This window comes from Nostoc sp. KVJ3 (assembly GCF_026127265.1).
Classification (GTDB): Bacteria; Cyanobacteriota; Cyanobacteriia; order Cyanobacteriales; family Nostocaceae; genus Nostoc.
This window is the reverse complement of record NZ_WWFG01000009.1, coordinates 32259-55561: the sequence shown is the minus strand read 5'-3', so window position 1 is coordinate 55561 and position 23303 is coordinate 32259. Positions and strand designations below refer to the sequence as shown.

The window sequence follows — 23303 nt, the reverse complement described above, 5'->3', positions numbered from 1 at the left end:
TGATTTTCTTAGGGAAAATATATGATTACATCAAATAAAAATCTTGATTTCAACCTGAAACTTATGCATCGAATAATAAATGATCGGGTAAAATTTCTAACTCGTTTAACATCTTTAGAACCTCAAGATGAATTGCGAACAGAATTAGGTTCTATACTTCTGGAGACTTATAGTGGTACTCGACTGTATATTGATGTAGATGAAGGTATGGCAAATATTCTACTTTTCGATGCTAGCGATCCAAGTCAACCAATTAATCAAAACATCAAGGCATTTACTTATAAATATTTAATTTTTCCGAGGATGGAAGGCCAAGACTCGCTTGCATCTTTACTGGTTCAGCCTATTTCTGATATTGAAGTGATTTCCCGCGATAATGAAGATTATGGTTTTTATAGTATGTGTGGTTTTAGACTAAACTTTCCTAATGCTAAATCTCTATGTATCGGTACTTATTTAACTGCTGACAAAATACCAGGGGCTTGGATTTTAATGCCTGAAGAAGTGGATGTGAATTTGCGCTATCATGCTATTACAGCAAAATCTGAATAAATCTCAAAATTGCTCTGGTCGTTCCAAGCGATCAGAGCAAAACTACCTGGTCTTAGCATACCTTTGGCATCAATATCTAAATTCCTTAGACCGATACTTAGAGTATTTGCACCCACATTTCCAAGTGAAAATCTATGGTGATGACCATAAAAATGCAGGCAAATATTACTATGTAACAAATAAGTTTCTAACTGCTTTGAACCATCACGATGTTCTCGACTTGACAGTCCAGAATGGGTAATAAGCAAGTCAACTCCAGTTGAGTCAAATTGAATAAGTAACTGTGCATTAGACCGCCGTATATCTGTCTTTAACTTCTGTTGAGCTTTTTTAAATTCAAGTTTGGCTTTATTGCCCTTGCCTCTTTTTAAGTCTGTTAGTATTCCACCAACAACCAGAACATTCAAGCCTTCAAGCATTCCCTTAAAGTAGTCAGGAATAAAATAGATTCCTCTAAAAACTTCAGTTAGCTTATCTTTTGATATCAAATTCAACTGCTCAAAATCTTCATGATTACCTCGACTAAAATAAAATGGAGCATTCATAATTTCTAACTTTTCTGCTCCTACTGAAAAAAATTGGCTATGCTCTAGAGATTGATTCATTTCAAACAAATCGAATGAATCGTCTTTTTTATAATAAGGATCTTCATTTTTAGCTGCAATTCCACTAGGCCAAAATCCAAAATCTCCCACTTGGAAAATAGCACACAGTGGTATACTAAATAAAGTTTGCAACCTGATAGCGAGTATAATCGCAGCTTTGATATTTCCATGTATATCGCCTAACAATAAATAAAGCTTTGTAGAATCAAAATTAATTTGACCACGCTGATAAATCTTGTAAAGTATACTTTTATTTAAGTAAGAAAAATCTATTGAATGCGCTCCAATTTGTGTCAACCACTTACTCATAGTTAAGATTTCTCACAATTTATTATGTCTACAAAATCTTAACCGATTTTCAGATGAGTTATTAGAGTTATACTACCTATCTTTGAGCAGAAAAAATCCGCTCAACCTTTCAATGCTGTGGCATAGTCTTAACAGTGTTTCTTGAAGTGACTGACAATGTTTCTAGCGCTGACCGTTTACACTGCGCGAGTCATAATCACAAACGCCAAATTGCTTAATATATTCCACTAACTCTCTAGTATACCCCCCTTCAGAAATTCGCCCCAAATTCCCCACTAGAATAAACAGTTCTCGCGCCCTGCTGACAGCAACATTGAGCAAATTAGGTCGCCGATTAATAAACCAGAGGCTATCAGTTGATTGGCATTGGCGAGTCGAGAAAATTATCACCGACTTCTGACCACCTTGGAACGTGTGAACTGTGCCAACGCTCTTGGGGGAAAAATCTGACCAACGAGATTTTAAGCGTTGAGTCAGCGCATCTACTTGACGGCGGTAAGGTGAAATCACGCCAATTGTGTTGTCAGAGTCAGTAGGATTTAAGCAATAACCCGCCGCTAACAACTCCTCAATCAACGCTTCTACTGCATCAACTTCTGCCCAATTAACGTTGTTCTCCAGCTTCCCTTCCACATCGCAAGCAATCAAGTTAGTACCTAACCGAGAAGCTTTTGGTTCAGTTTTGATGATCATGCCGTAATTGCACAAGCGATCGCAAAAATCAGCAATCACTGGAACACAACGGTAATGATATTTAAGGATAATGCCATTACCAATGTCTCCGGGTTGTCCCGATGCTCCAGCCGCTCGGTGATAAGCTGTGGATGCAGTAGGGCTGTAGCGGTCATAATCTACATCCGTTAAACCCTGTTCTAGAAATGACTTGCTACGATATTCCTCTTTCTTCTGGTCGCTCAAATTAACAACCGGCTCCAATTGCAATGGATCGCCAACAATCAAAGCCCGATTACACCTAACTAAAACGGGGAAAACTTGATGCGGTGGAATCTGACCCGCTTCATCTACAATTACTTGATCAATACAGCCACTATCGGGATAGGGTAACAAATTGCGGATCGAGTGCAAAGTGCTAAGAAACACCGGAAATAACAGGCTGATATCCCGATAAATGTTTCTCCAATTATGACTTAACTGACGGTAAGCATCCCATTCGCCATTCAATAATGCAATGTAAGTTCTTATGGAAGCTATCACCTCATCTTTTCGCCGTCGAGCTTCTTGTTGCTGAAATTGCCAAGACCACTCAAATAACTCTACTTGCAGCGAGTGCAATTCGGTGTAGAAGCGACTGTAAAAATCTTTGGGGGGATAAGTGGCGAGTCGGTTTTCGATTTGAGAACGGCGAGTAATCAGGTCTTTGAGTTGCTGCTTTCTTGACTCAAGCTGCTGTTGTGTGCTGTCAATACCATTCTGTTGTTGCTGCCAGTTCAATGCTTCTGCAATAAGCTGGTCAATACTCTGCTGGGCGGCGATGAGAGATTCAGTTGTTAGTGGGATTTGAAATTGAAATGGGGTGGCCAGTGTCGCTAACACAGGCATCTCTATCTGTTTGTGCAAGCGTTTGAGAATATGATGTGGGCTGGTTTTGGTTATCGAGTGCCAGAATCGTTTAATCGTCCGCAAAAGTTTGACAAACCAGAAGTCATTTCTACTCTTATTCTGCCTGTAATCTTCAGACGGCAAAGAACGCCTAGCACTGTCAATATATTGTCCTATCTGCTGGTAAGCTTCTAGGGGGAACTTATTGTAGTCGCGGTCAAATTCTAATGGTGACGAAGATTTAAATGCAGAAGTCTTTATCGCCTCGTCAAGCAATTGTATATCTCGGCATAGCGACTCTAATAATTCCTCATCAGCACTTTTCTGTTGAAGATCATGCTCGTCTTGCTTCAGGTGAGATTCTATTTGCTGAACACCAGCTAACAACTGTTGCTTTGCTGACTCCCATTCATCTAATTTAAATGTTTCTTTGGCTAACCAATCGAGTGCAGCTTGTAAACTAGGTAACACTTGGCTCTCAACTAAATCCCTAGAGCCTCCTGATAGGTAGAAACGGTCAGACGTAAGGTTGCTGGCTAAGATTTTCTCAACGTTATTTACAGCAAATTTGTTAGTGCTTGTTACCATAGTTAGGTTACTTCTATCTGAACCCGTTGTTGCTAATTCCACTGCTCGACCTACCACTTGCTGCGCTATCTTATGTAACAACAGTGTGGTCTTGCCATTCCCCGGTGGCCCAATCACAGCAGTAACAGGTTGATCCTTAGAATGTTTGAGAGCAAGTGCTTGATAGTCATCCGCCTGTGAGTTGGGAAAAGCACCCAAAAAAAGTACTTCATGTTGAGGTGCTTTTGGTTGTCCAAACAGATATTCGTAAGCCGGATGTCCTGGTCTTGACCACTGAAAGTAATTCTGGTCGCTAATTTTCTGAAAATCTTTTTTGAGGTTGTAATTAAAAGCAGCGTAGTCAAAATCCAATAGATAAGGCAGAAGTTTTGACCGCACGGGGAACGGCGGTATTTCAATCAGTCCCATAAAATCTTGTAGCGTTTTAAAGGGACGATTGAAAGTAGTTTCGAGAAAAACTTTCAACCCTTCCCTTGTGACTAAGGACTCAGCCGCTTCTTCCTCTAGCCCGTACCACTGCATCAAATTAGGAATAACAGGCTGAAACTCGTACTCAGTTAAATTCCATCCGCTACTACGATAATTACCCTCGAATATTGTCGAAACGTTGATGGTGAACAACGGGCGAAATTGACGGCGATTCGATTCAACTATATAAAGCTGGGGGAAAGCTACAGCAATGGATGGTAATTTTGTTTGCTCAAAGTTCTTTGCACTTTTAAACGGTTGCTTTAGTTTTTTAAATAAAGACTCGTCTATTAATAATTTATCGCCTACCAGATTTACGAGAGAGTCCCAGATGTTCGGTTGTTCTGAATCGTCAGCTTCTACTTTGGCATTACTCAAATTTTCAACATGGATGTAATCTAACCAAGCTTTGAGTAATTCTCTAATCTGTGAATCTTCCGCCATCTCTGTTTCTCCCCTCGCACCCAATCATGAATCAAAGGTAAAAAGACTCTAAAAGTAGAGATTACCTGACAATTTACCCCAAGTCACTCATCCCCTAGTAAGGCTTCGAGCTTGTTTAAAAGGTTTACTAGCTGCTTTTGTTTTCTAGGTTCTTTCCATAACTGACGCTTTTTAATGCGCTGGGTGATATTTTGGAGGCGGTCTGGTATTTGGTTAGTTGTTTTAGATGAGGATGTTTGTTCATCATCAGTCCAATCTGTGATTTTTTCTTTGATTTGGCTTAAAGACCAATCGTTAGCGATCGCTTCGGATAAAAGTTTTTTTCGGATTTCATTATTTCTTACCCGCGCCAAGACTTGTGCTTTGGTGTATTCCAGCTTGCCTTCTCTCAGTGCCATTAAAATTTCTTCAGGCAGATTGAGCAAAGGTAAGCGTGTGGTAATGAACGATAGCCAATTCATGAGTCCCAAACTCTCAAACACCTGTTGTACCGTGTTTGATTGTTCTTCATCTAGGTTAGGAGAAACGTTTTTACTAGATTCAGTTTCATCGGCTAAATGGTCAGAAACCTTGTCCCCAGTTTGTGGATTATCGGGGTTAGGAAAAACGTTTTTACTAGATTCATTTTTCTCGGCTAAATGGTCAGAAATGTTGTCCTCATTTTGTGGATTATCTGAGTTAGTAAAAACGTTTTTACTAGATTCATTTAATGAGGATTTTGACGGCTGCTCCCCTTTGCTGTGAGCATTCTTCATTCGATACAGCAAGGATTTGACGGCTTCTACATCACAATGCAGCCGGATTGCCAACAGATGCAATATCCCTTCAGTTTCTTCAACAGGGTTAAGGTCTTCTCGTTGCAGGTTTTCAATCAAAGCCAACTGAAACGCTTGGTCATCTGATAGCTCACGCACAACCACAGGCGCGACTTCAAGTTCTGCTGACTGCCCTGCCCGATAACGTCGTTCTCCTGCTACTAATTCATATTTCCCTCCACCTAGTGGACGCACCAACAGAGGTTGGAGGATGCCATGCTGCTTGACTGACGAGACTAATTCTTTTAATGCTTGTGGGTCAAAGTATCGTCTGGGCTGGTGTTGAGGCAGAACTATATCTGAAAGTTTGATAGTAGTTTCAGTTGCGGCTGGCAACTCGGCATCTGGGGAGGATAACCAAGGTGCAGGGGGTGGAGTTGTAATTTGACCCCCAAAGGGTTTGTCTGTTTGTTTGCGTCGGATCATAAAGCCTCCAAAGCCTTGGCGATTTCTTCAAGAATAGCGACTACAGGATGTTTCGGGTCAAATACTGCTAGGGGCGCACGTTCTTCTGACGCATCGACAAAAGCGGTAGCTCTGGGGATGGGTGGGAAAATACGACCCCAAGCTGAAAGTTGAGATTGGATAGCTGCTAATGCGCGTTTATCGGCTGAGTTCTGGTTGGCATACCGCGTAGGAACAAACCCTGCTATTTGGATTTTGCGGTTGGCTTTATTTTTAACGTGGGTGATAGTTTGTAAGAGTTCGTCGGTTCCCTCGAAAGCTTTGAGATGGGTTTCCACGGGAACGAGTACGTGTGTGGCCGCGACTAAGGCGATATAGGAAAGCAATCCTAAACTGGGGGGACAATCTATAAGAATGAAGTCGTATTCATTTAGAACAGATTCAATGGCTTCCTTAAGGCGCAACTCGCGCATCGCAGCACTGACTAACTGCATTTCGGCTCCACTTAAGACTCGGCTTGCTGGAACCAAGTCCATGCCGTGAATGCCCTCATGAATCGGTAAGGGCTGCTCATCGATAATGGCATCAGCAACGGTTTTTTGTAACTGAGATGGCACTAACCCCATGAATTTGGTCAAGGACGCTTGGGGGTCTAGGTCAATCAGGAGAACGCGATGTTTTCGTCGTGCTAGGTGGTATCCCAGGTTTTGGGTCAGTGTCGATTTGGCGACACCACCCGCCTGATTAAACAGCGCGATAATGCGGCATGGAGGATCAGAAGTTGACACTGGCATTATTCCTAGAAGATACGATGATCTTTGGTCAACCGGCTCGGTTTTAGTTTCCAGTTTACGTGTATCAGATGAATAAAGTTTTATTTTAGATAGAAATTGCAGCAGAATTTATATAACTTTATCGTATACAGATGATACGGTGTCACAGAAGACCACTTCAAATAAGGAGTTTTACTATATGGCATTTGATAGCGGTTATGCGCTAGTGATCGGAGTTGGTTCATATCAGAATACGCCAAAACTGAATGTGTCTCTGACAGTTGACGATGCCCAAGAAGTCGCAGATGTACTACAAAATAGCCGCTATTGTGGCTATCTCGAACAACAGGTAACTCTGTTACATGATGCAGATGCAACCCGCAATAATATTGAGGCTGCCTTCGACACACTTGCTAAAACTCTTAAGGAGAGTGACACATTCTTCTTTTTCTACAGTGGTCATGGAGAATATGGTGAAGATGGCTATTACCTAACAACCCATGAAACAGAAATCAAAGATGGTAAGGTTTTAGCAGGTAGCGGCATACACGAAAAAACATTACTTGAAAAAATTCAAGCAATTAAAGCAAAGCGTGTTCTTTTAATATTTAATGCTTGTCATTCTGGCGAAATTTCTCCTGGTTCGCTCGGTATTTCAGAGGAACTACCTAGTCAAAGTCTGCCTAACCAAACTTCAGAAGCATTGATAGGAACAGGTGAAGGACGCGTAATTATTACCGCCTGTCGTGAAGCCCAAAAGTCCTACTTTGTGCGTAATGCCTCAATGACTATTTTTGCTCAAGCATTAACAGATGGACTGCGAGGCAAGAATATTATCAATCGGCGTGGGTATATCAGCATTTTTGACCTTTATGATTATGTTTTTACAAAAGTTAAGGAAGAAGTAGCGCAGCGTTTTGGTCAATTTAACCTAGTTCAAGAACCAGAACTGACCATCCACAAGGGCATTGGGATAATGGCTGTATCGCTGCATCGGGGTAAAGTTCCAGAGGGTGAACTTACCTTTGAAGATCGTCCACCATCTTTGAGTGGAGAAGTGCGTGAGGTAGAGCCAATTGATAGCCAAAAAGCATTACAGCAGATTTTAAGTGGAGAGTTTAAGGCAGCACAGGATATTAATTTAGCTGGACGTGATCAATACAACCTTCAAGGTTCACAAGGCGCAATATTGAATTCATCTGGTAATATTAGTCAGCACTTTGGCAACAAAACCAAGATCAATGTCAGTGGTGACTACGCTGGAAGAGATATGTATAAGCAAAAGTTTATGTCATCTTCTACTTCGGAAACAGTTATATCTTTAGAAAGTATTTATAATCAGGTCAAGCATAGGATTGGTAAAGCAGAACAACAGGGTGAGGATAGTTTAGTTGAGGATTTACAACCAGTAGAATTAGCATTAAAGGCAGCAGCTAGAGCAGAAAAAGAAGGCAATCTGGGTAGGAAAGTTTCTAAACTAAGCGATGCGAAGCAGTTACTTCAAAATCAAGTTGAAACTTATCCAGAGTTGAAAAACTTGCTGTCTTTAATAAAACAGGTGCGATAGATACTAAAGCGTCAGATCAAGTTCAAGGATCTTGGCTACTTTATCTAAATTACTGCTAACATCAGACTCATCTAGCTCACCAATATCAAATTCATCAGTTCCTAAACTACCAATTCCTATCGCCTCTTTATAAATTTCTTTTATTTCTGCAACATAGCTATTAAATAGCTTTCTAGCTTGTATAGGAGTAAGATCGGGACTGAGAAATAAAGTTTGATAAAGGTTTAGCAGATTTGCCTTAATCTGTGGTGGGCTATTTTTACTGGGGTTGAATGCAGATTCTTTTACCCGTTCGTATAATGGATAGAATGGTAATGTTGTTTCATCTTGACGTTCAGAAGTTTGAACGATGCTATAGAGAACATAGTCAGCTTCTCGAAATGGTTTGGCTTCTGATGGACTTGAGCCGTAAACAAGTTGGTTATCCCGTACCCATAGCTGATTAGTATCTAATTGAGTTTCGGGTTTATCAATCAATACAAAGAATCCAGGTTCCATAATATCTCCTGCATCTGGATCTAATTCCCGACGAATACCGATGAGGGATTCAGTACCACCTAACCCGAATAATGTCTCAATTCCATCTAGTAAAATGCCACCTAATTTAATATAAGTGCTAAGTGCAGTAGAGAAGTCAATAATTTTGGTAGTATTTTCAACTAATCGCAGTAGTCCTTTGGCATAGTTCTCCTTCTGCACACGGCAAAGAATGATAGACAGTGTTAGTCGTCCCCCTCGGTAGGGATGCACACCTGCAACCCGCGTATTAGAAAATACCATCCCAGTTGGGGCTTTTTGTCCATACTTTTCAATCAACGTCGGACCAACAATGAAGGGTACAGCTTCAAATTTCTTGTCGTAAGTAAATTCTGAAACAACAAAGATTAGTGGATCGTATTTACTAAACCACTCGCGGCTATTGGCTAAGTACATTTCATTAATTCGTACCTGAAAATAGTGAGCATTGTTCTGGAATGTGCCGCCCATAGCAGTTCCGCTATCAACGTGACTTCGGGGAATACTTACCCTGGTTGGAATCTTGGTCGGAGTTTTTTGAATTTGATTCCAGATAGTTTGAAAACGTTCGATTACTAAATTTATAGTCATCCTTGATATTTTGCGTATTTTAGGTAGTGTTAACTTTCTGTTAATTGTCTATAATTATTGTTGCGTTGGATTGTATTATTATGGCTATATTTGTAATTCTCTCGCTTCTGCCAAAATAGGATTAACATCAAACCAAGACTCGCCACCATCCCGATATTCAAACACAAACCGACTGCGAATCAGTTTTTGATATCCCTGGTCATCACTTACCTTTTTCCTTTCTTTGACGTGACGTAACAATTGCCACTCATCTTCATAAATCGGTAACATGATTTCATTCCGCCGAGAACGAATAACTTGCTCTAAGGTTTCACGAGTTAGGGGAAGTGTCATTTCTTCCTGAATCCAAGTATTCAGCAGCCTCAGCACATCCCGCAGATGACCACCGCTCATTTGACATAACCGCTCTAGGCTAGCAGCACTATCAAAAATCTCGGTAACTTTATTTAAACGCTCCTCTGGTGTCATGTCAGGAAAAGCTCTTGCTAGTACCATCTGCTGCATGAGTGACATTCCCTGTATATGAACGCTGCCATCAGACCACTGCACAGGTACCATTGGTAACACCTTGGGATCTTCTGGGAAACGCTGGGTTAGCATTCCGTAATCATTGGAAAACTTCAACGACAAGGGCATGGTGTAGATGAGATGACAATTCAGCTTGGTCAAGAACTCACCCTGATCCACAAATAAATATTCTTGCTGCGGACGACCCCAAGGTTTGGCACGATTATCTATGCGGTCAAGATTATCGACAATTACCACCAGACCATTTTTACCCTGCTGCTTGAGTTTAGCGATCGCAGGTTCCAATAATTCTTGATTAATCGCTTCTAACAGCTTAACTTTTTGCGGTCCTAAGTACTGATTGAGTTTTTCTCGCAGCATTGGGTCATTTTTCATCTTCGCGGTGATTTCACCAATGCCCACAGACAGAGAAAGTTTTTCTTTTTCTGCCGATAAACCGACATCACCAAGCACCGGAACCTTAAGTTTTTCCCGCGTCACCTCGGAGTTTAAGACCTTCCAAGCACCTTGGAGCAACTCATTAAACTTGTTAGGTGACTCCAGAGTAATTTTATCCAGACTTTGACTCACACGACGAGCGATCGCTAGCAGCACATCAGCTATATCGACATCAGCCATTTCCAGGTCTTCACTGGACTCACAATAGACTACATGGAAGCCTGATTTTTCCAGTTCTGCCTGTAACCGTAATAGTTCTGTCGATTTACCACAACCAATATGCCCAGTAAATAAGGTACAGGTGGGTTCATTGGGTTTAAAAAAAGTAATTTTCTGCTTCAGCTTGCCAAGAATATCACCACCTCGAACTGAGGAAAAATCTATGTAATACTTGCCATCAGAGATATTGTTGACAAACAGAGTTCTGCTGGGATCGCTAGCCTGAAAAAATTCCCGTAGATCAAGCTTCGATATTTGGGGACTAACCTGCTTTGAATCCAATTCTGACTCTGAGCCAATTTGATTTTCCTGTTCTAACTCTTCTGCAAAGCGAGCATATTCTCCTCCCAGCTGTTTCAACACCTGAGCAGTCACTCTTGCAAAGGGACGAATTGCAAATTGTCCATTCCCCTCCTGTCCCGGCTTCCTCAACTCCGCTACAAAATCCTCTGGAGATAGCCCAACTCGGTCAGCAACGAAATTCGAGACTTCATTTAAGACATTAACAATTTCGCTTGATGGAACTGATTCAAGCAAGATTTCCCGCACTCCATTGATGAAATCGTACTGTACATAATCCGCACTTGTATCTGCATTAATCTCTGATAATGGCTTCAGTAAGCCTCCCAGAAATACCTCAGCAACGTGAACCTGCTGGGATTTTTGCAAGATTTGGATTCTATCTTGTATAATCCGCACAATAGGCAAAGTAATCACTGGGGCTGCTGCCAGTATCCCTGCTAGGCGGCGTGCCATCTCAGAGGCAGTAATGCGGAAACGCTGAACCCGTTCATCAGGGGAAATTTCAGGTGCTGGACTACTATGCCGTTCAATACTTTCGCTGGGTGCTGCACGATTCGGATCAAACACAACACCTGGAGAACGGGTATTACCCTTGCCAGACACCATCTGCGCCCAGGCAGTAAATCTATCTGGCTCTAAAGTAACAATAGGTATTTTGATACCTGTTTCTAGATTAACTCTGGTTCGACGGGACACACCTCTGGCAATCAATTGCTGATTGGGTACACCTGGAGCTAAAGCTTGGAGATGGACTGCTGCTCCTAAACCTAAGCCCGTCCTAGCCCATAACCATTCTGGCAACATTTGGATGATCGCCATTGGATTGCTCTGTGTCCAAAGTTTGAGTATGGGTAGTAATGTTCCATTGTGCCAAAAGGCAGATACACAATCGCTGACCAGTAAAATTAAACAACGACCACTAGGGTCGATCAGTTCGTTGGGACTACGCAAACATTGCTTACTTGCTGCGATACTAATTCTAGAGTGAATCTGAATTTGCCCCCTATCGTCTGGTTTCAGTCCCCAAGTTCGGACATCACGGAATATTCCATAGTGTTCCAAAAGTCGTTTAAACTCGCCAATAGTGTGCTCCCAAATCAACATTGAGGTACTTTCATCAACCACTAATGCTATATCTAGCCAGGGTTCCATTGCTGGCTTCAATACGGGTATCCAGTTTTGTTCGTCAGCAATTCGCTGGACAGTAGCAGCTTCATCTAGAACAGTATTTGTACTAGAGGGAACCCGACGCATGAGAGGACGCATTGCCCGTGTCAGTGTTAGAGGTTCTCGAACCGATCGCGCATTTGGTACTTTGAAAACAAGATTTCCTGAGTTGCTTCCAAATGTGTCTTTTTCTTGAGTACAAATATCAGCTTGTGGCTCTTGCTCAGGTGATTTTTTTTGAGAAGATGATGAGACATCAGACTTAATATTGTCTTGTGTCTGATTTAACAACGGATCGTCAGCTTTTTCAGGATCATTTAATAAAGTTGGATTTGATTGGATAGTAGAAGACGATACTGACTCTGATTGCTGTATATGGAGTGCAAGCCAGAGTGCATCAGCAATTTCTTCTCCTGTGAGTTTTAACTTACTGTTGAGAGCAACAATCAGTTTTTCAATCATCTCTACTCCGCACTGGTTAGGGATTTTAGCAATAGTTCAATTAGATTATCTTTGTTAGTTTCATCAAAATTCAATTTCTGATTAATTAAATAGACAGCATTAAGCAGTTGATCAGTAGCTAAATCGCCCTTTCCCTGATTCCGTTTATTGATAAATTGTTCAATCAGAGGTTTCGCCTTTTCTAAAACTTCATCTCCTAAATGAGATTTAACAATTTCTGTTAGGGCTGTTTCGTTAGGATCTTTTATATTTATCCGCAAACAGCGTCTTAAAAAAGCTGGCGGAAAATCACGTTCCCCGTTGCTAGTAAGTACAATAAAAGGAAATTCATAACAACGGACAATACCCGATTTAATAACTGCATTACCACCATCATCAGTACGCACTTCAGCTTTATCTATTTGTTTAGATAGGCGAGTTAATTCTGGAATTTCATACTTTCCCTCTTCAAATAAATTCAGCAGGTCATTAGGTAGGTTGATATCGCTTTTATCCACCTCATCAATTAAGAGAACACGCGGACGCTTAGAGGGCAATAAAGCTGTACCAACAGGCCCCAGTTGGATGTAGTAACCAATATCTTGATAATCGTTTTTATTCTGAAGATTTTGACTATTCTGTTGTGGATTTTTGTTAACTTTAATTTGAGCATCTTGTAATCTTGAAATTGCGTCATAACGATAAAGCCCTTCCTGTAGAGTTGAACGGGTATTAATAGCCCAAAGAAGGACTGAGCCTAATTTTAGTTCATAAGCAACTGCATAAGCCAGAGACGTTTTACCTGTTCCTGGTTTGCCCGTAATTAACAAAGGCCGTCGTAAATAAAGAGCCGCATTAATGAGATCAACTAACTCAGGTTGATTAGAAGAAATTTGAAACTTTGATCCGCGCTCTTGAGTTTCTAAGCTGCTGCTACTCTGAAGATCAACATTAACAAACTCAAATTCTTTTTCTCCCACTGAATAACCAAACTTACGCCAATTAGGAGGAGAAGGTAAGTTATCAATATCGTCGTGGGGAGTAGTATTTCCTTGAAAAATTTTCCAGTCTGTCATAGCTTAATCCTTACCTCTCTATTATCCAGGGGGTTGCAGTTCAAACATTACGTCAGGAGTCAACCGATATGGATCTTCCCATAAAAGCGATAGGTGATATTCCAAATGCTTCTCTGGAGGGTTCTTGGGTTTACAAGTTTTTACTCGTTGTTCATAAATATATCTAGGTAGCTCCATTAATGAACGTGATGTCAGCAACTTGTTAATTTCGGTTGAATGGTCTATATCCGGTACTTTGTACCTTGCCCAGAGGGCAATAGGGACAGCAGCATCATCAAGAGCATTAAATAAATCTTCTTGCTTCGCTTCTGAGACAGGACAGCCTACTTTGAATCCAATTTTTACGTTTTCTTGCAAAAAGTTTGAAATAATTTCGTCCCAGTTACAATCATGCAATTCTTCTATATGCTCGAATTCTTCATGAGTTGGTGTAATTTGTAATAGGTCTTTAACTCTATTCCAATTCTTACGCCAGTCATTCAAGCAATCACGACAATAATTAAGATTTAACCGTTCATAGGAACGAACAATAATTGGATATTTAGTACCAATAGGGATTTGTTTATTCTTGCGATCTAGGATACTCCAGTGTTCAACTTCAGTACATATATGCTCACTTGGTAAGAAAATTTCAATAGTTAAATCATAAGTTAAATCATTCGTATTTACTAACGGTAGCAGATACTTGTCGAGACTAATTCTGAGAAAATCATTCAGTAATTTGTATACATCTTCAAAAAGATAGGATTTTTTATGGCTTTCATCATCAAGAGTTAGGGGTTTATAACGATTAGAATCCGTAAATGGAACTGTATTGTCTGGAATCAACCAGCCCTTAACATTAAACTGATCAGGACTATAATAATCAGGAGATATAACAATTAACAGATAAGATTGAAGCCTATTTGATTCTTTATAAGCAATGGACTTGGACTCTCTTTGTTTTAATTCGTTTTTTGGCGTATATATATCAAGCAATTCGCTTAGTTTATAGCGTATTGCTTGAGGAAGATTTTCATCTTTTTGTAAATATTTTGAGAATTCTGTCAGTCGCCTAAATTCATTAACTTGATCTAATATTTTTTCAATATTATTTTCTTCATCGTAATATAAATTAGCTTCATCAGGCAAAGATTTTTGGTATGCTTTTAGGATGCTTTCAGTATTCTTTATTTGTCCAATAATATGTATCAATTTATCAATTAATTGCTCCGCAACTACGTCAGTTGAATTACCAACCATAAATTGAATAATGTTAATATTACGCTTATCAATATCCCGGTAAGCTATATCGCCTTGTGCGGAATGGCTATTTTGGTTCCCAAAATGTTGATGAACAGTCCCCTGGGGATTATTGATTAATCCTTTAGACCCTTCTGCATTGATTTTGTCTTCACTCATAAAACTGTACACATCCCCATAATGCTAAGAAATTTTGCTTTTTTGTTCTAAATATTTTAAAAGCAAAAAAATATAACAGTAAATTTACTGGGCAACACTTTTAGCAAAAATTTAACTTTTTAAGCTAAACCATTGCCGAATAAGGATTACTCAAGAATCTAGCATTAAAAGGAGGGAAGAACCACCATTAACTGTAAACTTTAAATTGTGATTACCTACTCCAAGCCTTAGATGCACCTCAACGAGAGATATTCCCCTGAGCATCTTATCAGTATATTTGAGCCTATAGACATGGAAAAATAAAGCGCCTTTTTGATATCAAACTTGGGCTTTGCCAGACAGATAATCGGTTTGGGCGATTGCGTCCCGCACTGAAGAGAAAAGCGATCGCTAATTAAAATGGCTCAGACCATCGCTTAACTAAAACCTCCCCAGAACTCCTATCAGGGCTAACGTGCAGATATTTACTCGTGGTATCCAAACTTGTATGCCCAAGAGTAGCCTGAACCAAATGTACTGGAACACCTTCATCCAAAGCGTGGGTAGCATGACTGTGCCTAAACCAGTGCGCTGAAACATTCATGGCATTCTCTAATTCTGCTGCTGCCGCCGCCCTTTTTACCACTCGGTCAATATGGGAAGGGGCCAGAGGTCTACCCGTAGCACTGGCAAACACAGGCGCATCTTTCAACGCCTCACCACGCAGTGCCATTAACTCCACCCATAGCTCCTGGGGAACATGGACTCGGCGAGTCCGCCCCCCTTGCCATAAACATTAATCTGCCCACCGCCCCCGCGACTGGAGATCGCATCTTTCCAACGTAACCCGCACAACTCAGACACCCTAATCCCAGTTAAATACAGAGTTTTTAAAATTAACCGATTGCGCCTGTCAGTCGTTGCTGCAATCATCGCATCCACATCCGACGGTGTAAGAATACGCTCCACCAAGGTATCTTTCGGCTTGGGCAACTTGAACTGCTTGGGGATAGGACTGCGAGAAATCGGCGGTTTCTCCAAACTGGTCACATAGGAAAAAAACGCCTTGAGAATGTTGAGATGCTTAACCTTGGTCGTGTCTGCCTCTTGCAGGAAATCTAACCAATCCCGAACATGACGGATCTGAATCTCAGCGATCGCGTCTACACAGGTAAAAGTTAAGAACTTGCGAATGGTATTGTGATACGAAGCCCTTGTTTTACCATGATGCACGTCCAACCACTCTTCAACCAACTCAGTCAGCGTTCTCATACAATGGACAGGTGTGTGATGAGTAGATTTCTACTATTACACTCCATTATCCCTGGAAAGGTGATTGTTTCGTGAACGACTTCACACATTTAACTCTGGCTTATCAATCGCTCCCCTTGTGATCCTGATTCTCTCGTTGATTGATAAGTTTTACTTAATTCCCTTCATCAGGTGGAGGAATGCACCATGAAAGCTGGATGCAATACCAGATTTAGGAGAAATTGATATCAATACTTTATGTCGTTTACAGCATCTACAATCTACATAGAATAAGCATTTTACGTTGTTAGTATTTTCTACAGCGTTGCTATTTTCGGGTAAATTTCTACAACGATGTCCTGATTGCTAAACTGACTAATGTCGTAGAAAAAGTGGCTCGATGTATACGTTGTTTATTCAACACAAATAATAAATTAACAACGTTCCAAAATGCCTAAAATTATTTACGCTGTTGTTGTTGTTGTTATTTAAAATGCGATAAGACATAAAATGATGATATCAACGCGGATCTTGATCCGCCCCGCAAGCAGATTTTCACCCCAGGTCAACCATCAACGGCAGTCTGCACCATATCTAGACTGAAACCAACTAGAAATAAAACTTACCTCATAGGTCGCGCATGGGACATTTCATGCTAGCGTCTGACTTATTTTATAGTAAATTTCATATAGAATGGACGATGACGAGGAACAACAATGACGCAGGAACCCATTTTTGAAGAAAGCAGTGGCAACGTATTCGCTGACCTCGGTTTAGAGGATGCGAATGAACTTTTTACGCGGGGCAAGATAGGGATTCAGGTACTGCGCCTTTTGAAACAACGCAACCTAAAACAGCGCGAAATCAGCGAACTTCTTGGCATTCCCCAGCCAGAAGTATCTCATTTAATGAAAGGAGAGTTTCAACGGTTCAGCGAGGGCAAACTCCTCATTTTCCTCAAGCGACTCGATACCGAAATTACCTTGCATCTTCGCTCTCGTCACGCGCAGGGGGAATCTGCTGAAACTGTGATATCGCTATAGGGAAGGATGGAAGCCTGAAAATTTCTTAATTCTTACGGTACATAAAATGGTCTTTGACAATACCACACACCATTATCCAGCAACGGGGGGTCACAGTGTTATTGTTTTCCCCGTGAGTAGACGACACCATCGGGCGATCGCTCTGTTTGTGTCAATGCCACCTCAGATAGCTCACGCATTAGGCAAGCTAAATACAACCAAATTTAACTTGTGTGGGTTTGAGGGGGTATGCCTGTGATTATTTTCAGAAACAGAATGATAAGTGACCAAAAAGCAGAATAACAATTTTGGGACATAAGTGTTTTATTAGGGGTGTGAGTATCAACGGAACAGAAAACCGGGATAAGAAAAAAATCTTGTAAAACCAATCACTCAGCCATGTATATACATGATAAGCTAGGATATCGTGTATAACTTTTGGCAATGGATCAATATTCAGGCACTAGACAAAAGTCTCAAAGACGACCCCGTACACCAGATGGTAAATTTGAAACAGATTATGGAGATTCACCCAAACGGTTAAGGTCAATTCGCTTAACCGATGAAGCGTGGGAAAAACTACTAGAAATAGCGGAGAAAAATCAAGTAACCAGAAGTGAAGTTATAGAAATTTTCGCTCGCGGTGGCGAGTTATATTAAGTGCTTTCTCTAGGCTATTTATAAATAAAGTGTAATTTTTTACTAAATCTGTTGTCCAGCCATATTTTAGCAATCAAGAGTATTGTCTATTCTCTTGATAAGTTTTTAATCATGATAATTTTCAGGACGTAACAATATATAAATTGAATCCATACTTGTAAATTATTGTCCAAAGGGTGGTACTTTTTTAAAAGCTTGAAGCGCTACTTCTTGGGCACGAAGGGATGTGACTTTAGAGTAGCGAAGAGTAGTTTGAATTTTTTCATGCCCCATCAATGCACGAAGTTCCTCAACTCCCATGATTCCAACTCTCTGGGATGCAAAAGTATGCCTGAGTTGGTGAAAACCAATACCTTCTAGTTCTGGAATGTTTTTAGCTGCGTTTACAAGTGTAGAGTAAGCTGTAGCATAGGAAAGACGAGATACTTGCTGATTATTCGGTTTTTGAGCTGTAAATAAAGCATTTATCTGGGTATGTCGGTAGTATTTGATGTAATTATTCAAACAAAAATCAGTATCTTCATTGTAGAAACACCATCGTTGCTTGTTCCCCTTACCGATAACTTGAAATGAACGAGCGGTAAAATCAATATCTGATAAATCCAAAGCCAGTATCTCTGCTATTCTGGCTCCACTGCTATGTAGCAAATGCACTAAAGCATTAAGTCTGGCATCTTTTTTGATAGCTTGGTAAAGAATACTTAATTGATGTTGTGTCAAATATCGCACAACTAAATCAGAATTATGCTCTCCTATCAGTGGATTTGGTTTACGCCGTTTGAGATGAGAAATAGGGTTTGATTTGATATAACGACACTCAACAACAAAGTTAAATAAGGCTGTAATTACTGCTTGATGACGATGATGAGTGATATATGATACGTTATTTAAATCATTGAGGTATTCAACCAAAATTTCTCGATCAATAATTTCTAGCGACCAACTACCATAAAGTTGGAGCAAAGGCATTAAAGTTGATTCATAAGAGCGAATAGTAGAGTTAGCCAGTCCATGACGCTCTAAAAACTGAGTGACTAATGATGCTAAATTAACACTCATCTGACAAGAGCTACTTAAATTATTTAACTGATGGACAAATATTAACTTAATATTAATAGGTAACGAAGTAGATATATTTTCATGAATGTATCTGTGACGGATGCGGCTCCTAAGCCAGCAGAGACGTTGGGTTGTTACATTCAACGAGTCCGTAACTCTCTATCTCTAACTCAATTGGAGTTAAGTACAAAAGCCGGAATCCATGTCCAGACTATTCGCAAAATTGAAGCAGAAGCTACATCTCGGCTCAATCAAAAAGCTAAATCTGGTTTGGCTGCGGCCTTATGTATCCCTCAAGAATATTTAGATGCCGTTGTCAAAAAAGTATCACTTGAAGCTATAACTTCGCTCAAATTTTGCCCAAAATGTTGGACACCGGGGACAACTCTTGACCCCATGTGGACTTCTTTACGGTCAAAATATTGCTTTGCGTGCGGGACGCAATTGCGAGATAGATGTTTGAGTTGTCACGAACCAATTGTGTCGCTCAAGTTTAAATTTTGTCCACATTGTGGCAAATCCTATAAGCAAACTGAATAATATTTAAGTCAAAAAATCAACCTAGATGCCAGTTGAATTTTTAAGTGGCGAACAAGAGAAAAGATATGGATGTTACAACGGTGAACCATCTGCTGAACAACTAGCAAAGTATTTTTACTTGGATGATCTTGACAAAGAGCTGATTAAAAAACGACGAGGGAATCATAACCGCTTGGGTTTGGGATTGCAGTTATGTACCGTCCGCTTTTTAGGGACTTTTTTAACCGACCCAACAGACGTTCCTTTACTGGTGGTTGATTATCTGACATCTCAATTGGGTCAGTTGGATGCAAGCTGCTTAGAACAATATAGAAATTCCGAAACCAAATGGGAGCATACAGCGTTAATCAAACAACGCTATGGCTACCAAGAATTTCACTCCCAACCTGAACATTGGAAACTGGTGCGTTGGCTTTACCAAAGGTCAACTTTGAGCGCGGAATCTCCCAGTGTTTTATTTGACCTAACTACAGCACGGTTGGCAGAACGAAAAATACTGTTACCGGGAGTGAGCGTTTTAGCACGGTTAGTGGCATCAGTACGTGAAAGAGCAGCTAACCGTCTTTTTAAGGTTTTGTCTTCACTCCCCAACAAAAAGCAAATTGAAATACTTGAAAAATTGTTACTCATAAAAGAGTTAGCACGTTACTCAACTCTCGACCGTTTGCGTCACTCTCCGACTCGCGTCAATGCCAAATCTATGTTAGCGGCGATTAATCGTTTGTCGGAAATACGGTCGTTTGGGATTTCTGACATTGACTTATCTAGAATCCCACCGACACGAGTGAAATTTTTAGCACGTCTTGGGGCCGCTTCTCGGTCGGCGGCGATTGCCCGGATGCCTGATAACAAGAGAATTGCCACCTTACTGGCATTTACTTATTTACTGGAATATACGGCAACAGATGATGTAATTGATTTGTTCGATTTACTGGTTAAAGGGTTGTTGTCGAAATCTAAGCGGGAGGGGGAACAACAACGTCTGCGAACGCTCAAAGATTTGGATGCCGCCGCACTCAAACTAGCGGAGGCTGTAGAAGTCCTGATAGACAACGAATGCGAGGATATTAATGTCAGGATTGAAGCTTTTATCAGAGTCAGTCAAGAACAATTGACTCAAGCGGTAGCTAAAGTCAAATCGTTGGCCCGTCCAGAAGATGATGAGTATTATGATTTGCTACTGTCTCGCTGGCGTGGAATCCGTATTTTCCTCCCCTCACTGCTTTCTCAAATTGAGTTTTCATCTTCCGAGAATGCGGCACATATTTTGGATGCGCTCTTATTTTTACGTGCTATTGAGGGTCAAAATCGACCCGACATGAGTGCTGCACCACTCAAAGTGATTACCAAAGGGTGGACACGGTATTGCATTAATCCCAATGGCACAATTGACCGTAAAGCTTACACGTTCTGCGTTTTACAATCCTTAAGGTCGGCGTTACGTCGCCGGGATGTGTTTGTGGTCAAAAGTCAACATTACTGTGACCCCCGTGCCAAACTTCTTAGTGATGAAGCATGGTCAGCACAACGGGCAGGTATATGTCGGACTTTAGATTTCCAACCAACCTTTGATTCATCACTCTCTATCTTAAAACAAGAATTGGATGAGGCTTACCGTCGCACTGCTGCTAACTTTGAGAATAATAGTGCGGTACGCATTGAACACTTTGATGGAAAAGATAATTTAGTATTGACCCCAATAGATAAACTGGAAGAAGCGCCCAGTTTGATAACGCTTAAAAGGCAAGTGGCAGCAATGTTGCCAAAAGTTGATCTGCCGGAGGTAATGCTTGAAATTAATGCTAGGACTGGGTTTACTAAAGAATTTACCCATTTGAGTCAGTCCAACAGTCGGGTTGATGATTTGCACATTAGTATCTGCGCGGTGTTGCTGGCAGAAGCTTGCAATATTGGTTTGGAACCACTGATACGTCCAGAATTACCTGCATTAACTCGTGGACGATTATCTTGGGTACAGCAAAATTATATCCGTCAAGAAACTCTTATCCGTGCCAATGCGCGATTGGTTGATACCCAAACTCATATTCCCCTTGCAAAAATATGGGGTGGTGGGGAAGTCGCATCTGCGGATGGGTTGCGCTTTAGTGTCCCTGTGAGAACGATTAATGCTGCGCCCAATAGCAAATATTTTGGTATCGGCAAGGGTATTACTTATTACAATTTTACCAGCGACCAGTTCACTGGCTTCCACGGGATTGTAATTCCTGGTACTTTGCGAGACTCGCTTTTTCTCTTGGAAGGTTTGTTAGAGCAATTAACGAGTCTCCATCCAGTCGAGATCATGACCGATACTGCTGGTTATAGTGATGTCGTGTTTGGTTTATTTTGGCTTCTGGGCTATCGGTTTAGTCCGAGACTTGCAGATATTGGTGAGGCCCGTTTTTGGCGAATCGACAATTCTGCTAACTATGGTGTCCTTGATGGACTGACTAAAAACAAGATTAATACTGACCTGATTACGAAGAATTGGGATGATATGTTACGGGTGGCTGGATCTCTGAAGTTGGGAACGGTCAACGCAACTGATTTAATGCGTTCCTTGCAACGGGGTAATCAGCCCTCGACTTTGGCAAAAGCTCTTGGCGAATTGGGACGGATTATCAAAACCTTATATCTGCTATCCTACATTGATGATGAGACATACCGCCGTCGAATTTTAACTCAAATCAACCGTGGTGAAAGTCGTCACAGTTTATCCCGAACGGTTTTCCACGGTCAACGGGGAGAAATTCGGCAAAGATACCGTGAGGGTCAAGAAGACCAATTAGGGGCGTTAGGTTTGGTTGTGAATGTGATTGTGCTGTGGAATACTTACTACATGGATGCAGCAGTCAATAAGTTGAGTTCTCTTGGTCAGGCGACACATAGAGAAGACATTGCCCGACTTTCTCCATTGGGACGCAAACATATTAATATGTTGGGGCGTTATTATTTCTTGTTGGCAGAACCCATTTTAAAGGGAGAACTCCGCTCTTTGCGTGACCCTTATGCTCCTGTTGATTTTGATGATTTGTTGTAGAGTTTAGGACTTATCCCGGTTTTCTGTTCTTAAGTTATGTAACATTTATTTTCATGTATATACATGGCTGGAAGTGAATAATGACCTATCTTCAATGCTTTTGTCTATGTATATACATGGTAGCGGCTGTTTTTAGTCTTTGAACTCAATTTTCTTATCCCGGTTTTCTGTTCCATTGATACTCACACCCCTATTAATTGTAGCGACCTGCAATACTAATCGCTCAAACCTGCAATCAAGACATTTACAAACCAGGATTAAATGCAACTATAATTGCGCTTCAGCCAGGATTAAATGCAACTGAGCCAGGATTATTTGCAACTGAGCCTGCAATCATTGGTTTGAGCCAGGATTATCTGCAACTATAAAAGTAAAAGAAACGAACGTTTTCTTTACTGCCGTACCGATAAGCCTTAGAGAACGGTAAACCGTATGTTTTCTAGTTAAAAAACTCGGTAAAGAATTCAAAGTTAATCTATCAAATTTTCAAATGAGTTTTTTAACAAACCTCTGTCAATACTGAAGACTCAGTTCTGGCAAAGCGTTGAGTCTATTTGCAAATAATCCTGGTCGAAACGGATGATTGCAGGTTGGTTGTATTTAATCCTGGTTCAGTTGCAATTAATTCTGGTTCAAAAGAAATTATAGTTGCATTTAATCCTGGTTTGAAAATCCCTTGATTGCAGGTTTAGGGATTTATAATTGCAGGTCGCTACAATTAATGGGTTCTTATTTTCTGGACAGCCAAGAGAGCGAAGATGGGATTACAGCTTATTTGCAGTCAAGTTAAAAGCAAAATATCGACCATTTGAAGCGGCAACTCATCTTGTGAGCAAAATCCTTGGAAGCTAGAATTAGCAAGCATTTTGCCAGGATATCTGCTTTCTAGCACAGATGAAACAAAACTAAAACAATTTTGGTACGAATAAATTGTGATTGAGAACAGTATAAATATTGCCATGATATTTATAGTCATGTTTTTATAG

The 23303-nt window shown here is 40.7% G+C and carries 17 protein-coding genes and 1 pseudogene; 6 read left to right on the top strand and 12 right to left on the bottom strand.

Going from position 1 to position 23303, the window contains the following annotated elements:
- The first annotated feature begins 63 nt into the window (after positions 1–63).
- Positions 64–552: a hypothetical protein gene (locus GTQ43_RS38375; protein WP_265277888.1), complete on the top strand. Its 489-nt coding sequence runs from the start codon at positions 64–66 to the stop codon at positions 550–552.
- On the opposite strand, the gene GTQ43_RS38370 is transcribed toward GTQ43_RS38375, so the two are convergent.
- The 4 genes from GTQ43_RS38370 to GTQ43_RS38355 form a co-directional block, all read right to left on the bottom strand.
- On the bottom strand, positions 525–1466 hold the full coding sequence (locus GTQ43_RS38370; RefSeq protein WP_265277887.1) for a metallophosphoesterase: 942 nt from the start codon (positions 1464–1466) through the stop codon (positions 525–527). The genes GTQ43_RS38375 and GTQ43_RS38370 overlap by 28 nt on opposite strands.
- A 162-nt stretch (positions 1467–1628) precedes the next feature.
- A complete protein-coding gene (locus GTQ43_RS38365; RefSeq protein WP_265277886.1) occupies positions 1629–4526 on the bottom strand; it encodes a DEAD/DEAH box helicase in 2898 nt (965 codons plus the stop codon).
- Positions 4527–4609: 83 nt separating this feature from the next.
- A complete protein-coding gene (locus GTQ43_RS38360; RefSeq protein ID WP_265277885.1) occupies positions 4610–5767 on the bottom strand; it encodes a ParB/RepB/Spo0J family partition protein in 1158 nt (385 codons plus the stop codon).
- Positions 5764–6540, bottom strand: coding sequence for a ParA family protein (locus GTQ43_RS38355; protein WP_265277884.1), 777 nt, complete (start codon positions 6538–6540; stop codon positions 5764–5766). The genes GTQ43_RS38360 and GTQ43_RS38355 overlap by 4 nt, the downstream gene beginning before the upstream one ends.
- Before the next feature lie 178 nt (positions 6541–6718).
- Between GTQ43_RS38355 and GTQ43_RS38350 the strand changes: the two genes are divergently transcribed.
- The gene (locus tag GTQ43_RS38350; RefSeq protein ID WP_265277883.1) at positions 6719–8086 is read left to right on the top strand and encodes a caspase family protein; all 1368 of its coding nucleotides are present in this window, start codon (positions 6719–6721) and stop codon (positions 8084–8086) included.
- Positions 8087–8089: 3 nt separating this feature from the next.
- Here the strand turns inward: GTQ43_RS38350 and GTQ43_RS38345 are convergent, their stop codons facing one another.
- The 7 genes and pseudogenes from GTQ43_RS38345 to GTQ43_RS38315 all read right to left on the bottom strand — a co-directional run bounded on the left by GTQ43_RS38345 (position 8090) and on the right by GTQ43_RS38315 (position 16017).
- The gene (locus tag GTQ43_RS38345; RefSeq protein WP_265277882.1) at positions 8090–9193 is read right to left on the bottom strand and encodes a hypothetical protein; all 1104 of its coding nucleotides are present in this window, start codon (positions 9191–9193) and stop codon (positions 8090–8092) included.
- A gap of 84 nt (positions 9194–9277) precedes the next feature.
- Positions 9278–10633, bottom strand: a complete 1356-nt coding sequence (locus GTQ43_RS38340; protein WP_265277895.1) for an ATP-binding protein — start codon at positions 10631–10633, stop codon at positions 9278–9280.
- Between the two features lie 216 nt (positions 10634–10849).
- Positions 10850–12310 (bottom strand): annotated as a pseudogene (locus GTQ43_RS38335) (SAV_2336 N-terminal domain-related protein); the annotation flags it as partial.
- Positions 12311–12312: 2 nt separating this feature from the next.
- Positions 12313–13365 (bottom strand): AAA family ATPase, encoded by a 1053-nt coding sequence (locus GTQ43_RS38330; protein ID WP_265277881.1) that lies wholly within the window; start codon positions 13363–13365, stop codon positions 12313–12315.
- A 21-nt stretch (positions 13366–13386) separates the two neighbouring features.
- Complete coding sequence (locus GTQ43_RS38325; protein WP_265277880.1) at positions 13387–14766, bottom strand: hypothetical protein; 1380 nt, start codon at positions 14764–14766, stop codon at positions 13387–13389.
- Positions 14767–15160: 394 nt separating this feature from the next.
- A complete protein-coding gene (locus GTQ43_RS38320; protein ID WP_109013283.1) occupies positions 15161–15478 on the bottom strand; it encodes a tyrosine-type recombinase/integrase in 318 nt (105 codons plus the stop codon).
- Positions 15478–16017: a tyrosine-type recombinase/integrase gene (locus tag GTQ43_RS38315; RefSeq protein ID WP_265277879.1), complete on the bottom strand. Its 540-nt coding sequence runs from the start codon at positions 16015–16017 to the stop codon at positions 15478–15480. Before GTQ43_RS38315 ends, GTQ43_RS38320 begins: the two co-directional genes overlap by 1 nt.
- Before the next feature lie 695 nt (positions 16018–16712).
- Here GTQ43_RS38315 and GTQ43_RS38310 point away from each other — a divergent pair.
- Together GTQ43_RS38310 and GTQ43_RS38305 are read left to right on the top strand one after the other, a co-directional pair.
- Complete coding sequence (locus GTQ43_RS38310) at positions 16713–17039, top strand: helix-turn-helix domain-containing protein (protein ID WP_265277878.1); 327 nt, start codon at positions 16713–16715, stop codon at positions 17037–17039.
- A 423-nt stretch (positions 17040–17462) separates the two neighbouring features.
- Positions 17463–17678, top strand: a complete 216-nt coding sequence (locus tag GTQ43_RS38305) for a transcriptional regulator (protein WP_094345415.1) — start codon at positions 17463–17465, stop codon at positions 17676–17678.
- Between the two features lie 162 nt (positions 17679–17840).
- On the opposite strand, the gene GTQ43_RS38300 is transcribed toward GTQ43_RS38305, so the two are convergent.
- On the bottom strand, positions 17841–18737 hold the full coding sequence (locus tag GTQ43_RS38300) for a tyrosine-type recombinase/integrase (protein ID WP_265277877.1): 897 nt from the start codon (positions 18735–18737) through the stop codon (positions 17841–17843).
- A gap of 81 nt (positions 18738–18818) precedes the next feature.
- Between GTQ43_RS38300 and GTQ43_RS38295 the strand changes: the two genes are divergently transcribed.
- Both GTQ43_RS38295 and GTQ43_RS38290 read left to right on the top strand, forming a co-directional pair.
- Positions 18819–19277 carry a double zinc ribbon domain-containing protein gene (locus GTQ43_RS38295; RefSeq protein ID WP_265277876.1) on the top strand — a complete coding sequence of 153 codons (459 nt, stop codon included), beginning with the start codon at positions 18819–18821 and terminating at the stop codon, positions 19275–19277.
- A 25-nt stretch (positions 19278–19302) separates the two neighbouring features.
- Positions 19303–22317, top strand: coding sequence for a Tn3 family transposase (locus GTQ43_RS38290; protein ID WP_265277875.1), 3015 nt, complete (start codon positions 19303–19305; stop codon positions 22315–22317).
- Positions 22318–23303 lie beyond the last annotated feature (986 nt).